Consider the following 14,244-nt stretch of genomic DNA (forward strand, 5'->3'; position numbering starts at 1 on the left):
CCGGAGATCCCGGGGCATCAGCCCTGGCGAGCCTTGAAGCGCGGGTTCTGCTTGTTGATGATGTAGATGCGGCCCTTGCGGCGAACCAGACGGTTGTCGCGATGACGGGCCTTAAGCGCTTTCAGCGAGTTCTTGATCTTCATTTTTCTGGTCCACAACGATTGTCGGGGAATGTGTCATTCACCCACTGTGTTCAAACAATCAAAAGCGCGCCGCTGGGCGCGCCCCTGAAGAGTTGGCGGCAATTAGCCCGAGGGAGGCCTTGATGTCAACATGCCCGGCGGAAAATGCGGGACACATCAGGCTAAAAAACCGGGAAAATCAGTCGCGAAACGGCAGGATTTCGGTGACATGGCCCATCTTGCGACCGGGGCGAGCTTCCGTCTTGCCGTAGAGATGGACGAGCACGTTCGGCTTTGCGAGCCAGGCGGGGACAGAATCGATGTCGTCGCCGATCAGATTCGTCATAACGCAATCGGAGTGGCGAACGGTGTCACCGAGCGGCAGAGAGGCAACCGCGCGGATGTGCTGCTCGAACTGTGAGACGATGCAGGCAGCCTCCGTCCAGTGGCCGGAATTGTGCACGCGCGGGGCGATCTCGTTTGCGATCAGGCTGCCATCTTCGAGCACGAAGAACTCCATGCCGACGACGCCGACATAGCCTAGGGCGTCCAGCAGCTTGGTCGCGGCCTCGCGGGCGGCGGTTGCTGTTTGTGGGGTAATGGCCGCGGGCTGCGTCGAGGTGTGCAGGATGCCGTTGCGGTGAACGTTCTCGGTCGGGTCGTAGCAGCGGACTTCGCCATCAGTGCCGCGGGCGGCTATCATCGAGATCTCGCGGACGAAGGGCACGAAGCTTTCGAGAATCAGCGGGACCGAGCCGAGTGCCTGATAACCACCGTCTGAGCTGTCACCCTTGCGATAGACCTTCTGTCCCTTGCCGTCGTATCCGAGGCGGCGGGTCTTCAACACGCCTTCACCGCCGAAATCGGCGAGGGCTGCTTCGAGGTCGGCCTGGCTGTCCACGGCGTGGAAACGGGCGGTCTCGATGCCGGATGCGTTGAGGAAACGTTTTTCCGTCACGCGATCCTGGGCAACCTCGAGAGCCTTTGGCGGCGGATAGACGGGCACGCTGGCAGCCAGCGTTTCGGCGGCCGAAACGGGCACGTTTTCAAATTCGTAGGTAACGACGTCGCAGAGGCGGGCGAGTTCGGCGAGTGCTGCCGGATCGTCATAGGCGGCCGTGATCTGCTGGTTGGCCACCTGCTCAGCGGGGCTGTCGGCCTGCGGCTCGAGAATCACTGTGCGGAAATTCAGTCGGGCGGCGGACATGGCCAGCATGCGGCCAAGCTGGCCGCCACCGATGATGCCGATGGTGCGGATGGTCATGGGGCCTCGTCCACGGGGTATTCAGCGACCGATGCCGTTTGGCGTTCGACCCATTCGTCGAGGCGGTCGGCCAGTTCTTCGTCGAAAGCGGCCAGCACGCGGGCGGCGAGCAGGGCTGCGTTGACGGCGCCAGCGCGGCCAATGGCAAGCGTGCCGACGGGAATGCCGGCGGGCATCTGGACGATGGAATAGAGGCTGTCGAGGCCGGACATCGTTTTTGACTGAACGGGCACGCCGAAGACGGGCAGGTTGGTCATCGAGGCGACCATGCCCGGCAGGTGGGCAGCGCCACCGGCGCCGGCGACAATCACCTTGAAGCCCTCGTCGCGGGCGCCCTTGGCAAAGGCCACCATGCGGTCGGGCGTGCGGTGTGCCGAAACGATGCGGGCTTCATAGGAGACGCCGAGTGCGTCGAGCGTGTCTGCGGCATTCTTCATGGTTTCCCAGTCGGACTGGCTTCCCATGATGATGGCGACGGGCGGGCACTCAGCTGTCATCTCGTATCCTTATGCCTTCAGGCGATGATGTCGGGGATGATCTGGTCTTCCAGCGCGGTGATCTTGTCCTTGATGGACAATTTCTTCTTTTTCATCCGCTGGATCCGCAGGGCATCACAGCCAGTCGTGATCATCGCGTTGATCGCCGCATCATAGTCTTCATGTTCCTGGCGAAGCCGTGCCAACGAGAGCCTGACGTCGGCCTGTTCCTGATCGGCCATGCTTGTTCCCCATTATCGCCGTGTGGCCCATCCTTTAAGGATGCCCGGAAGATTCGCGCAAGCTCCTATCACCAAATACCGGTAACGGGAAGTTATCCTTGTCTCCGATTTTCGAGGTCGTTTTTGGCCAATTCGCCTTCGACAAACCGCATTTCTCGTGTCACATTATCTTCGCAAAGCCTGAAACTCCAGCGGATGAGGGCTGGAGGTAGGCGATAAGGAAGGACGCATCAAATGACCATACAGGCTCATCTTGAATCGCTGCAGAAGAAGCATGGAGCCCTCGAGGAAAAACTCCATGACGCGCTTGCATCCCCCTCCATCGATGACCGGCACATTGCCGAATTGAAGCGCCTGAAACTGCGTCTCAAGGATGAAATGGAACGCCTGAGGGCCTCCACACGCCACTGATCCACCCTTCCGGCTGCGCCGGGATCTGGCGGACCCAAAGACCGATCCCGATGTATTCATCAAGCAGCCAAGACACTACCTTCAGCCCCGGAGTTCACATGACTTCGGGGCTTTTGTTTTGCCTTGCCGAGTGTTTTCTGAGTTTCAGGACCAGAACTGGTCGAGCCACATGTTCATGCGGTCGAAGCCGGGTCGATTGATCACATAGATCCGACGCGTGCCTTCGGAGCGGACATCGACAAGGCCGCTGTCGAGCAATGCTTTCAGATGTTGCGAGACCGCAGGGCGGCTGATCGGCAGCTGCGCGGCAAGTTCGTTCACGGTCTTTTCCCCCCGACGCAGATCCTCGAGGATATGCCGCCGGTTCGGGTCTGCGATCGCCATGAACGGGTCTGCGTTCGTCATGCGAGAAAGGTTATGTCAAAGGCCCCTCCGCGGCAAGCGCCGATGTGCGCTGCAGCAAGCTGCGGCCGAACACGAAATCGCGCGTCAGATGCCGAAAAGCCCCCGGGTGCCGTCCCAGGTCAGCTTGCTGCCGGCGATCAGGACCATGCCGTACATCAAGGGATAAAAAATCGCCGGTTTCAGGTAATGCACGAGGCGTGCGCCTGCGAGCGTCGACACCAGCGCGATGGGCAACAGGGCCGCCGACAGGCTGAGATTGGTCGCATCCAGCTCTCCGAGCGCAAAATAGGGGATGACCTTGATCGCATTGAGGATGGCGAAGAAGCGCGTCGAGGTTCCGGTATAGGTCAGCGGATCGAGCTTCAGCGGCAGGACATAGATCTGGAAGGGCGGGCCGCCGGCATGGGCAACGAAGCTCGCATAACCTGACAGGGAGCCCCAGAAGCTGCCGGCGATCGGGCGTTGTCCGACGGGTACCGTTTCCTGGCCTTTGTAGGCCGCCCAGCTTTCCAGAAAATACTTGAGCGAAAAGACAATCGAAATGCCGCCGAGAACCAGGCGCATCGCATCGGCCGAGACATAGGTGGAGTTTGCCCAGCCGAGCCCGATGCCGATCACCGCACCCGGCAGCATGGCAATGAGGGTCGCTCGGTTGTTGTGGTGACGCCAGGCCCAGAGTGCGACGGCATCCATGACGAGAAGGATCGGCAGAAAGATCGCCGCGGCCTGCATCGGCGGTACGGCAAAGGCGAGGAGGGGCACGCCGATCAGCGCGAAAGCGCCACCGAGACCACCTTTCGACAGGCCGACAAGAGCAACAGCGGGAATGGCGACGGCATAGAAGTTCGGGTCTGTCAGCATTGCGCGGTTGATCCTTTCGGAAGAGCGGTCTATCGGATTTGTCTAGAGAAAACGAGGACGAAATCCTGAGAAACGGACCTGTCCCGCACACGGAAACACCGCGCATGATCGAAAATCGCTGCCGCCTGGTCCTCATCGTTCCCGATATGGCGGATCCCGCCGAACGCGCCGAGGTGCTCCGCAATGCGCTGCGCGGCGGCGACGTCGCATCGGTCGTCATCCCGCAGTACGGGCTCGACGACACCGTCTTCCAAAAGCATGCCGAAATGCTCGTTCCGGTCATCCAGGAGGCGGGTGCCGCTGCGCTCGTCGTCGACAACAGCCGCGTCGCCGGTCGGGTGAAGGCCGATGGATTGCATGTCACCGGCAATGCCGAAGCACTGGCAGAGGCCGTCGAGAAGCATGCGCCGAAGCTGATCGTCGGTGGTGGCAATGCGATGGACCGGCACCACGCGCTGGAAATGGGTGAGGTTCAGCCCGACTATATCTTCTTCGGCAAGATCGACGGGGACATCAAGCCGGAGGCGCATTCGAAAAATGTCGCGCTCGGCGAATGGTGGTCGTCGATGATCGAGATCCCGGCCATCGTCATGGGCGGCTCGGATCCAGCCTCGGCGGTCGTCGTTGCCGAGAGCGGCGTCGAATTCGTGGCGCTCGGCAAGGCCGTCTTCGCCGACCCTGCACAAGCTGCCGCGATTGTGACCCGTGTGAATGCCGAGCTTGACGAAAAAGCGCCACGGTTTGAGGATTGAACCGCCTCATGCGTTCAATCTCGTCCCATCATCGCCTGATTCTCGCCGCGCTCGCCGGGGCATGCCTTGCCTTGGCCAGCCCGGTGCTGGGACAGGAGAGCGAGGATGGTCTCGAGATCGGCGACGCACCGGCCATCCTGCCGGCCGATCCCGATAACGCAGGCGAGATCGAACGCGGGGCACGGCCCAGCAGCAGCACGGGTGATGCCAACACGCTCGACCGCGGCGACAGGGATTCCCTGCCTCCGGTAACCAAGGGCGCGAAGCCGACAGCCGACGACAAGTCGGAGGAACTGCAGGGCATCAACATCTACCTGCGCATGGGCGCGCCACTGCCGGAAGTGCCGCCGGAAAAACCCTATGATGGAAAGCCCGACGAGGCCTATGGCGCATTCCAGCGCGGGCTGTTCCTGACGGCCGTCGACAAGGCGCTGCCGCGCGCCCAGCTCGGCGATCCGGCTGCCCAGACACTGCTTGCGGAAATCATGTCGCGCGGGCTCGGCGTCAAGCGCGATCTGAAGGGGGCTGCCTTCTGGTATGGCCAGGCTGCCCAGGGCGGCGATCCTTCCGCCATGTTCAAATATGCGCTTCTCCTGATGGAGGGCCGGGAGGTCCCGCAGGATCGAGCCAAGGCCGACGAGTTCATGCGGCGCGCGGCCGATGCCGGCAATGCCTCGGCGCAGTTCAACTGGGCGCAGATCCTGGTCTCGGGGACGCCCGGCGTGCGCGGCCTGACCGCCGCCATGCCCTATTACGAAAAGGCCGCCGAACAGGGAATTGCCGACGCGCAATATGCGCTGGCGCAGGTCTATTCCGCATTGAAGGACGTGCCGCCGGAAAAGAAGGCGCGCGCTCGTGAATGGATGATGCGGGCGGCTCGTGCCGGTTTCGACACGGCCCAGCTCGACATGGGGCTCTGGCTGGTCAACGGCTACAACGGCCCCCGCGATTACGAGGCCGGTTATCGCTGGCTGAGCATTGCGGCTGCACGTGGCAATGTGGTTGCCCAGAACCGGATCGCCCATCTCTATATCAATGCACTCGGTACCGGGCCCAATCCGGTCGAAGCCGCCAAGTGGTATGTGCTGTCGCGTCGTGCGGGTCTCAAGGATCCGGCGCTTGAGGACTTCTATCTGGGGCTCAACGAGGAACAGCAGAAGCAGGCGATCGATCTCGCCAACCGCTTCCGTCGGATCTGACGCAACCGCGTTCTGCGGCTGTATACCAAGTCTCGATGATGGGAACCCACAGGGTCTGGAAGCCGACTGAAGGTGGCTTATCGAGATTTGGTATCAAGGGGAGGGCGGCGGCATGGATCTGATCGATGTCTTTCAACGTCTCGGGCTTGCTATCGCCATCGGCGCCGCTGTCGGCGTCGAGCGGCATTGGCGGGAGCGTGACGAACCCGAGGGTGCACGCATCGCCGGGATCCGGACCTTCACGCTGATCGGAATGACCGGTGGGATCAGCGGCCTCCTGGATCAAGGCATGGCGCCGTCCGGACTGTCCGGGCTGATCATTGCGAGCTTTCTGATCGTCATCTCCGTGGTTCTCCTGCGCTTTGGCCTGATGGAGGCGCGGGCCGAAGGCTCGTTCAGCGCGACGACCGTCATTGCTGGCATCACCACGTTTGGCCTCGGTGCGCTTGCGGTTGCGGGAGATATGTCGGTTGCCTCTGCGGCGGGCGCTGCCACGGTCACGATCCTTGCCAGCCGCGAATTCCTGCATGCCGCGATCCGGCGGCTGACCTGGATCGAACTGCGCTCGGCGGTCGTGCTGCTCGCCATGGGCTTGGTGCTCTTGCCGCTTATTCCGGCCGATCCCTATGGTCCGTTCGGCGGGGTGTCGCCTCGCAGCCTTGTCATCCTGGTGATCACGCTCGCCTCCATTTCCTATGTCGGCTATGTCGCGGTCCGGCTGATCGGTGGCGGGCGCGGTGATCTTGTCGCCGGTGCCGTGGGTGGGCTCGTCTCTTCGACGGCAACGACGCTCGCCATGGCGCGCCAGAGCCAGAACACGACGGCAGCCGCCGGTCCTGCGGCCGGTGCGATCGCGGCAGGGAGCATCTCGCTTTTCCGCACGGCGCTTCTCCTCCTCGCACTGGCTCCGGCGCTCGGCTGGCGCCTGTTGCCCGGCCTGCTCGTTGCCGGTGGCGTAATGCTTGCGGGTGCCATGACGGCGATCGCTCGCGGCGACACGGCGTCAGAGGCAGACCTGCCCGGTAATCCGTTCGAGCTGTCGCAGGTCATCAAGATGGCTGTTCTGATCACCGTCATCGCCTTCATCGCGCGTGCGGCAAGCCAGATCTTCGGTGACGGCGGCCTTTACGTGGTCTCGGCTCTGACGGCTCTTGCCGATGTCGATGCGGCAACGGTCACCGTTGCGGGGATGCTGCCTGCGCTTCCCATCGACGTGGCGCTCATTGCTGTCGGGATCGCCGTGAACGCCAACATGGCGGCTAAAGTGGTCTATGGGGCGGTCGCGGGTAGCCGTGGTTTTTCGCTGCGGCTTGCAGCCGCCTCGGTGGTTGCTGTCGCCGGCGGCCTGATCGTCACCTTCGCTGCAGGGCACATCTGAGCCGCATGCATGGGCCGAAAGGGCCAAGCCCCTTGAATTCCGGCGGCATTTGTGGTCTTGAACCGGCCAAACACCGCCGCCGACGCGCGCTCGCCCGTCGCCGCCTCCCGGCGTCTCCCAGTTTCAAGGAATTCGATCTATGGCCCGCTCCGCCCTTCTCAATGTCATGGTCCAGTCTGCCCTCAAGGCCGGCAAGTCGCTGTCGCGCGATTTCGGCGAAGTGCAGAACCTGCAGGTCTCTGTGAAGGGCCCCGGCGACTTCGTCTCGCAGGCCGATTTCCGCGCCGAGAAGATCGTGCGTGAAGAGCTGCTCAAGTCCCGCCCGACCTATGGCTTCCTCGGCGAGGAAGGCGAAGAGATCAAGGGCACCGACGGCGCGCATCGCTGGATCGTCGACCCGCTCGACGGCACCACCAACTTCCTGCACGGCATTCCGCAGTTCGCCGTGTCGATCGCGCTTGAGCGCAATGGCGAGATCGTCGCGGGCGTCATTTTCAATCCGGCGACCGATGAACTCTACACGACGGAAAAGGGTGGCGGCGCCTTCCTCAACGACCGTCGCATCCGTGTCGGCGCACGCAAGGTGTTGTCCGATTGCGTCGTCGGCTGCGGCGTGCCGCATCTGGGACGTGGCCAGCACGGCAAGTTCCTCGTCGAACTGCGCCATGTCATGGGCGAAGTCTCCGGCGTCCGGCGCATGGGTGCTGCTGCCCTCGACCTCGCCTATGTCGCGGCCGGTCGTCTCGACGGCTTCTGGGAAGCGCAGCTCAATGCCTGGGACATCGCAGCCGGCATTCTCTTGATCAAGGAGGCCGGTGGCTTCGTCTCCGACATGAAGGGCGGCCAGGACATGTTCGAGAACGGCACGGTGCTTGCCGGCAACGAATATATCCGCAAGGCTCTCGAAGAGGTCGTGAACCGTCCGGTGCCGCAGGCCTGATTTCGGCCTTAGGGAAAATTTTCCCAAAGTCCGCGGCTTCAATTCGTCTCAATTTTGCACTAGCCTCCGGGTCCAAGATTCCCCGGAGGTTGAGCGTACCATGGCGAAAGTGAAGTTGGAGGATCTCGAGGTGGGCGAGACCCGTCCGGGAGCATACGGCCAGAAGCTCTCCAGCCCGATGCCCTTCTTCACGACGATGGTGATCTTCCTGATCATCGTGTGTTTCATCGCGGCAATCCTCTACCGACAGGCGCATGCTGCCTTCATCACCAATCCCGGCCTGAACGGCCTGATCCTCGGCGTTCTCGTCGTCGGCATCATCCTCGTCTTTGCCCAGGTGCTGGCGCTTCGACCTGAAGTCCGCTGGTTCAATTCCTTCCGCGCTGCCGGCGACAATGCCATGCTGGTGGGCCGTGATCCGAAACTGCTCGCCCCCATGCGGGCGCTGATCGGTGGCCGCCGCTCGATGGCGATTTCGACGGCCGCCCTGCGCTCCATTCTCGATTCGATCGGCACGCGGCTCGACGAGTCGCGCGACACCACTCGATATTTGATCGGTCTGCTTGTCTTTCTCGGACTTCTGGGAACGTTCTGGGGACTGCTCGGCACGATCGGCTCGATCAACGAGGTCATCGGTTCGCTCGATCCTGCGTCGGGAGACAGCAATGACATTCTGCAATCGCTGAAGACGGGCCTGACGGCGCCGCTTTCCGGCATGGGCACGGCCTTTTCCTCGTCGCTGCTCGGTCTTTCAGGCTCTCTGATCCTCGGCTTCCTCGATCTGCAGGCCGGCCGTGCGCAGAACCGCTTCTACATCGAACTCGAAAACTGGCTTTCCTCCGTCACCGATCTCGACTCGGAGCGCCCCGTGGCTTCGGAATCCAACGGCGGTGTTGCGAGTGACGATATCCGCCTGCTGGTCGAGGAGATCCAGAAACTCGCCAGTCGCGAGGGCAATGATCGCTCGGTTGCCGCGATTGCCGGCCTCGCCGAGGGCATCCAGGGGCTGGTCAAGAACATGCGCAACGAGCAGCAGATGCTGCGCGACTGGATCGAGGCCCAGCAGGAAGATGCGCGCGCCATGCGCAAGACGCTGGACCGGTTGAACGACAAGATCGGCGGGGCGAAGTAAATGGCGCTCGGGCGCAACCGCCGCCGCGAGCGCGGGGTCGATTATTGGCCGGGCTTTGTCGATGCCCTGTCGACGCTCTTGCTCGCCATCATGTTCCTGCTCACCGTCTTTGTCGTCGCGCAGTTCATCCTGGGACGTGAGATCTCGGGAAAGGACGAAGTGCTGAACCGGTTGAACAGCCAGATCGCCGAACTCACCCAGTTGCTGGCACTGGAAAAGAGCGGCAATCAGGATCTCCAGGATACACTGGCTTCACTGCAATCCTCTCTCTCCTCGTCCGAAAGCGAGCGCAGCCGGCTGCAGCAGTTGCTCGATAGCGGTGCGGGCTCGGCAGACGTCGCCAACCAGAAGGTTGGCCGGCTGACCGATGAACTCGATGCCGAAAGGCAGGTAAGCGCGCGGGCAATGAGCCAGATCGAGCTCTTGAACCAGCAGATCGGCGCGCTTCGTGCACAGATCGCCGCCATCGAAGGGGCGCTCCAGGCCTCCGAAGCCAAGGATCAGGCCTCCCAGGCGCGGATCGCGGATCTTGGCCGCCGCCTCAATGTGGCGCTTGCCCAGCGTGTTCAGGAACTCAACCGGTATCGCTCGGACTTCTTCGGACGGCTGCGCGAAATTCTCTCCGATCGCGATAACATCCGGATCGTCGGCGACCGCTTCGTCTTCCAGTCGGAAGTGCTCTTCCCCGTCGGCGGCGCCGATCTCGATGCGGCCGGGCAGGGGGAAATGGACAAGCTCGCTGCGGCCATTCTCGAACTTGCCCAGGAGATTCCTGAAGAAATCAACTGGGTGCTCCGGGTCGACGGGCATACCGACGCATCGCCGCTCACCGGCACCGGCCGGTATCGCGACAACTGGGAGCTCTCGTCCGCGCGCGCGACATCGGTGGTGAAATACCTGATCTCCAGAGGCGTTCCCGCCAACCGCCTGGTCGCTGCCGGCTTCGGCGAGTTCCAGCCGATCGCGGAAGGCGACACGCCGGACACCCTGGCACAGAACCGTCGCATCGAACTCAAGCTGACCGAGCGCTGATTTCGTTCGCAATTGTTTGTGTGCCAGACAACTTGCGGCCTTGCTTACGTGCGCGTAAAGGTAAGAAAAGGCTTGTCGGGAGGAAGGCATGCGAGAATTCGATGTACTCGTCATCGGGGGAGGGTTGGCCGGTCTCGTTGCTGCAACCGAGGCTGTCGATCGCGGTCTGAAGGTCGCGCTGATCGATCAGGAAGGAGAGCAGAACCTCGGAGGGCAGGCTTTCTGGTCCTTGGGCGGCCTGTTCTTCGTCGACAGTCCCGAACAGCGGCGGATGCGCATTCGCGACAGTCTGGAACTCGCACGGCAGGACTGGTTCGGATCCGCCGCCTTCGACCGCACGGAAGATTTCTGGCCTCGCCAGTGGGCTGAGGCCTATCTGCAATTTGCCGCCGGCGAAAAGCGCAGCTGGCTGAAGAGCCAGGGTGTCAGCTGGTTCCCGGTGGTGGGCTGGGCCGAGCGCGGTGGCGGTCATGCCGACGGGCATGGCAATTCCGTGCCGCGTTTCCACGTCACCTGGGGTACGGGCCCCGGCGTGCTCGCGCCCTTTGTGCGCCGCGCCAAGGGTGCATCGGATGAGGGCAAACTTACCTTCCTGTTCCGCCACCAGGTCGACCGTCTGACCGTGACCAACGGCGCGGTGACCGGTGCCACCGGCGTTCTTCTGGCCGGTGATGCGACGCCGCGCGGCGGATCGAGTTCCCGCAACGTCGTCGGCGATTTCGAAGTCAAGGCCGGGGCCGTCATCGTGGCCTCGGGCGGCATCGGCGGCAATCACGATCTCGTCCGCAAGAGCTGGCCGGTCGAGCGCCTGGGGCCGCCGCCGAAACACATGGTCGCGGGCGTGCCTGTCCATGTCGACGGGCGCATGCTGTCTATCACTCAGGCCGTCGGTGGCGAGATCATCAATGGCGACCGGATGTGGCACTATACGGAAGGCCTGAAGAACTGGGATCCGATCTGGCCGAACCACGGTATCCGCATCCTTCCGGGGCCGTCCTCCTTCTGGTGCGATGTCGACGGCAATCGCTTCCCGGCGCCGGCCATGCCCGGCTTCGATACGCTCGGTACTCTCAAGGCAATCCGAGCGCGCGGGCACGAGTATTCCTGGTTCATCCTGACCAAGGCGATCATCAAGAAGGAATTCGCACTGTCCGGTTCGGAGCAGAACCCCGACCTGACGGACAAGAACTTGCCGCTGCTGTTGAAGCGTCTCGGCAAGAACCCGCCGGGCCCGGTTCAGGCTTTCATGGACAAGGGTGAGGATTTTGTCGTGCGCGACAATCTCGAAGATCTCGTCGCCGGGATGAACGAGCTTTCCGGCGAATACCGGCTCGGCGTCCACCATCTGCGCGCGCAGATCGAAGCGCGCGACCGGGAGATGGAAAACAGCTTTTCCAAGGACGCGCAGGTGACTGCGATCCGTGGCGCCCGCAATTATCTCGGCGACAAGCTGATGCGGACGGCCAAGCCTCATCGCCTGCTCGATCCGGCCGCCGGGCCGCTGATCGGCGTCAGGCTGCACATCTTGACCCGCAAGACGCTGGGCGGCTTGCATACGGATCTTGAGGGGCGCGTCCTGAACCGTGAGAACAAGCCGGTGCCGGGGCTCTACGCCGCCGGCGAAGTGTCCGGTTTCGGCGGAGGCGGCATGCATGGCTACAATGCGCTCGAGGGGACCTTCCTCGGCGGCTGCCTGTTCTCCGGCCGCGTGGCAGGAAGAAGCGTCGGGCGGTAAAGCCGGCCGGCCTTACTGCGCGGCTGCGGTGAAGTCGCGGCCGCCCGTCTCGAACTGCAGACGCGCGAGCTTGGCGTAAAGGCCGCCCTGCTGGATGAGGCTCTGATGGGTACCTTCCTCGACGATGCGTCCATCGTCGAGCACGAGAATGCGGTCGGCCTTCAGGACCGTTGCGAGCCGGTGAGCGATGACGATGGTGGTGCGGTCGCGCATCAGGCCGTCGAGTGCCTTCTGCACGAGCGTCTCGCTTTCGGCATCAAGGGCCGACGTCGCTTCATCGAGCAGCAGGAGAGGGGCGTCGCGCAGCAGGGCACGAGCAATCGCGATGCGCTGGCGCTGACCGCCCGACAAGGTCACGCCCCGTTCGCCGACGATCGTATCGAAGCCGTTCTCGAGGCGACCGATGAACTCACTCGCCTGAGCCGCTTCGGCCGCAACTTCGACCATGCCGCGACAGGCGTTGGGCGTGCCGAAGGCGATGTTATCGTGGATCGACGATGCGAAGATCGTGGTGTCCTGCGGGACGATGGCGATCCGGGCGCGTACGGCCTCTGGATCGGCTTCGCGGATGTCGATGCCGTCCAGCCGGATGGTGCCGGATACCGGATCGTAGAAGCGCAGAATGAGAGAGAAGATCGTGCTCTTGCCGGCGCCGGAGGGGCCGACGATCGCGACCGTCTCGCCGTGGCTGACGGAGAAGGAGAGACCATTCAGCGCAGACTTGGTTCTTGCCGAGGGGTAGCTGAAGTGCACGTCCTCGAAGCTGACACTGCCCTGGGCGGGTTCGGGGAGCGCCTTCGGCACGGCAGGTGCTGCAATCGCCGGGTGTTCTGCAAGCAGTTCATGCAGACGTTCGGCGGCACCGGCGGCTTGAGAAAGCTCACCCCAGACTTCCGAAAGCGTGCCGAGCGAGCCTGCTGCAATCAGCGAATAGAGGAGGAACTGGCCGAGCGTGCCGCCGCTCATGGTCCCCGCGAGCACGCTTTGCGCGCCGTACCAGAGGACGCCGACGACACTGCCGAAGACGAGGGCGATCGCAACGCCGGTCAGGAGCGAGCGGGAACGGATCGCGGAGCGTGCCGCTTCATAGGCACTTTCGACGGAGGAAGAGTATCGCGTGCGCGCAGCTTCCTCGGCGTTGAAGGCCTGCAGCGTGCGGGCGGCACTGATGACTTCGCCGGCATAGGACGAGGCTTCGGCAAGCGTGTCCTGGGCGGCGCGCGAGCGCTGACGGACGGAGCGCCCGAAACCAACCAGCGGGAAGACGATGACGGGAATCGCCGCAAGCACCATGATCGAGAGCTTCGGGCTGGTCGCGATCATCATGACGACGGCGCCGAGACAGAGAATGGTGTTGCGGAGCGCCAGCGAGGCAGTGGCCCCGACGGCCGACTTCAACTGAGTCGTGTCGGCGGTGAGGCGCGAGACGATCTCGCCGGACTGGTTGATGTCGAAGAAAGAGGGCGACAGCTTAGTGACATGAGCGAAGACGTCGCGGCGCAGATCCGCCACCACGCGCTCGCCGATGGTGATGACGTAGTAATAACGAAGGGCGCTGGCGACGGCGAGGACGAGCGCCATGACGATCATCATGGCGAAGTATGCGTTGATGAATTCGCTGTCAGCGGCCTGGAAACCGTGGTCCAGCATGCGCCGGATGGCGATCGGCAGCGCCAGCGTCGTCGCGGCTGCGAGGCAAAGAAAGATCAGCGCGCCGGCAACCAGACCCCGGTAGCGCTTGAGATAGGGAAAGAGGCTGGTCAGAGGCTTCAGAGAGCGTCGTTTCTTGTCTGTTGTGTCGGCTTCCAAGGTCACTCTGTCATGCTCCTTCAGTACCAATCTGCTTTCGCGCCATGGCACTTGTTATCCCTGCGTCCTTCATGTATAGGCACGGCATCGAATTGGGAAGCCGTAGACCAGACGGACTGTGGCTTCATCTATTGAATAGGTCCTGCCGAGGCAATTGCGGCATATGGACCCCACGGCACAGCAGGAATAGAGCGATGAAGGCTGACATCCATCCCGACTACCACGTCATCAAGGTCGTCATGACCGACGGCACCGAATACGAGACCCGTTCGACCTGGGGTTCGGAAGGCGCCGTCATGAACCTCGAAATCGATCCGAGCTCGCACCCGGCCTGGACCGGTGGCAACCAGCAGCTGCTGGACCGCGGTGGTCGCGTTTCCAAGTTCAACAAGCGCTTCGGCGGCCTCGGCCTCTGATCGTTTGGCACGATATCATACAGAAAGCCCGGCCGTCGTGCCGGGCTTTTTGTATTTGTGCTGAGTGCTG

The 14,244-nt window shown here is 62.9% G+C and carries 16 protein-coding genes; 9 read left to right on the plus strand and 7 right to left on the minus strand.

The annotated features are described in order from the left end of the window. Positions 1 to 17: 17 nt before the first annotated feature. From ykgO to BSY240_RS19800, 4 genes are all read right to left on the minus strand, one after another. Entirely contained in the window at positions 18 to 143 is a 126-nt protein-coding gene (gene ykgO, locus BSY240_RS19785; RefSeq protein WP_006726873.1) for a type B 50S ribosomal protein L36, read from the minus strand. A 178-nt stretch (positions 144 to 321) separates the two neighbouring features. After that, entirely contained in the window at positions 322 to 1,386 is a 1,065-nt protein-coding gene (locus BSY240_RS19790; protein ID WP_069043459.1) for a 5-(carboxyamino)imidazole ribonucleotide synthase, read from the minus strand. Further along, positions 1,383 to 1,883, minus strand: coding sequence for a 5-(carboxyamino)imidazole ribonucleotide mutase (purE, locus tag BSY240_RS19795; RefSeq protein WP_006726871.1), 501 nt, complete (start codon positions 1,881 to 1,883; stop codon positions 1,383 to 1,385). The genes BSY240_RS19790 and purE overlap by 4 nt, the downstream gene beginning before the upstream one ends. 17 nt (positions 1,884 to 1,900) lie before the next feature. Continuing rightward, entirely contained in the window at positions 1,901 to 2,104 is a 204-nt protein-coding gene (locus BSY240_RS19800) for a YdcH family protein (RefSeq protein WP_006726870.1), read from the minus strand. 234 nt (positions 2,105 to 2,338) lie between these two features. Here BSY240_RS19800 and BSY240_RS19805 point away from each other — a divergent pair, with 234 nt between their 5' ends. Continuing rightward, on the plus strand, positions 2,339 to 2,515 hold the full coding sequence (locus BSY240_RS19805) for a YdcH family protein (protein ID WP_069043460.1): 177 nt from the start codon (positions 2,339 to 2,341) through the stop codon (positions 2,513 to 2,515). Between the two features lie 144 nt (positions 2,516 to 2,659). Here the strand turns inward: BSY240_RS19805 and BSY240_RS19810 are convergent, their stop codons facing one another. Together BSY240_RS19810 and BSY240_RS19815 are read right to left on the minus strand one after the other, a co-directional pair. Next, entirely contained in the window at positions 2,660 to 2,920 is a 261-nt protein-coding gene (locus BSY240_RS19810) for an ArsR/SmtB family transcription factor (RefSeq protein WP_040300270.1), read from the minus strand. A gap of 84 nt (positions 2,921 to 3,004) precedes the next feature. Then, positions 3,005 to 3,781: a sulfite exporter TauE/SafE family protein gene (locus tag BSY240_RS19815; RefSeq protein WP_069043461.1), complete on the minus strand. Its 777-nt coding sequence runs from the start codon at positions 3,779 to 3,781 to the stop codon at positions 3,005 to 3,007. A 104-nt stretch (positions 3,782 to 3,885) separates the two neighbouring features. Here BSY240_RS19815 and BSY240_RS19820 point away from each other — a divergent pair, with 104 nt between their 5' ends. The 7 genes from BSY240_RS19820 to BSY240_RS19850 all read left to right on the plus strand — a co-directional run bounded on the left by BSY240_RS19820 (position 3,886) and on the right by BSY240_RS19850 (position 11,949). Continuing rightward, positions 3,886 to 4,533: a thiamine phosphate synthase gene (locus BSY240_RS19820; protein WP_054148250.1), complete on the plus strand. Its 648-nt coding sequence runs from the start codon at positions 3,886 to 3,888 to the stop codon at positions 4,531 to 4,533. Positions 4,534 to 4,541: 8 nt separating this feature from the next. Then, positions 4,542 to 5,732: a tetratricopeptide repeat protein gene (locus tag BSY240_RS19825; RefSeq protein WP_069043462.1), complete on the plus strand. Its 1,191-nt coding sequence runs from the start codon at positions 4,542 to 4,544 to the stop codon at positions 5,730 to 5,732. 112 nt (positions 5,733 to 5,844) lie between these two features. Beyond that, the gene (locus BSY240_RS19830) at positions 5,845 to 7,110 is read left to right on the plus strand and encodes an MgtC/SapB family protein (RefSeq protein WP_069043463.1); all 1,266 of its coding nucleotides are present in this window, start codon (positions 5,845 to 5,847) and stop codon (positions 7,108 to 7,110) included. Between the two features lie 139 nt (positions 7,111 to 7,249). After that, complete coding sequence (locus BSY240_RS19835) at positions 7,250 to 8,050, plus strand: inositol monophosphatase family protein (RefSeq protein WP_054148253.1); 801 nt, start codon at positions 7,250 to 7,252, stop codon at positions 8,048 to 8,050. Between the two features lie 100 nt (positions 8,051 to 8,150). Continuing rightward, entirely contained in the window at positions 8,151 to 9,182 is a 1,032-nt protein-coding gene (locus BSY240_RS19840) for a flagellar motor protein MotA (RefSeq protein ID WP_054148254.1), read from the plus strand. Continuing rightward, positions 9,183 to 10,214: a peptidoglycan -binding protein gene (locus tag BSY240_RS19845; RefSeq protein WP_054148255.1), complete on the plus strand. Its 1,032-nt coding sequence runs from the start codon at positions 9,183 to 9,185 to the stop codon at positions 10,212 to 10,214. A gap of 88 nt (positions 10,215 to 10,302) precedes the next feature. Next, complete coding sequence (locus tag BSY240_RS19850; protein WP_069043464.1) at positions 10,303 to 11,949, plus strand: FAD-binding dehydrogenase; 1,647 nt, start codon at positions 10,303 to 10,305, stop codon at positions 11,947 to 11,949. 12 nt (positions 11,950 to 11,961) lie between these two features. Here the strand turns inward: BSY240_RS19850 and BSY240_RS19855 are convergent, their stop codons facing one another. Further along, positions 11,962 to 13,764: an ABC transporter transmembrane domain-containing protein gene (locus tag BSY240_RS19855; protein WP_054148257.1), complete on the minus strand. Its 1,803-nt coding sequence runs from the start codon at positions 13,762 to 13,764 to the stop codon at positions 11,962 to 11,964. Between the two features lie 188 nt (positions 13,765 to 13,952). Between BSY240_RS19855 and rpmE the strand changes: the two genes are divergently transcribed. Further along, on the plus strand, positions 13,953 to 14,174 hold the full coding sequence (gene rpmE, locus BSY240_RS19860) for a 50S ribosomal protein L31 (protein ID WP_054148258.1): 222 nt from the start codon (positions 13,953 to 13,955) through the stop codon (positions 14,172 to 14,174). Positions 14,175 to 14,244: the final 70 nt, after the last annotated feature.

It is taken from the genome of Agrobacterium sp. RAC06 (assembly GCF_001713475.1).
GTDB lineage: Bacteria > Pseudomonadota > Alphaproteobacteria > Rhizobiales > Rhizobiaceae > Allorhizobium.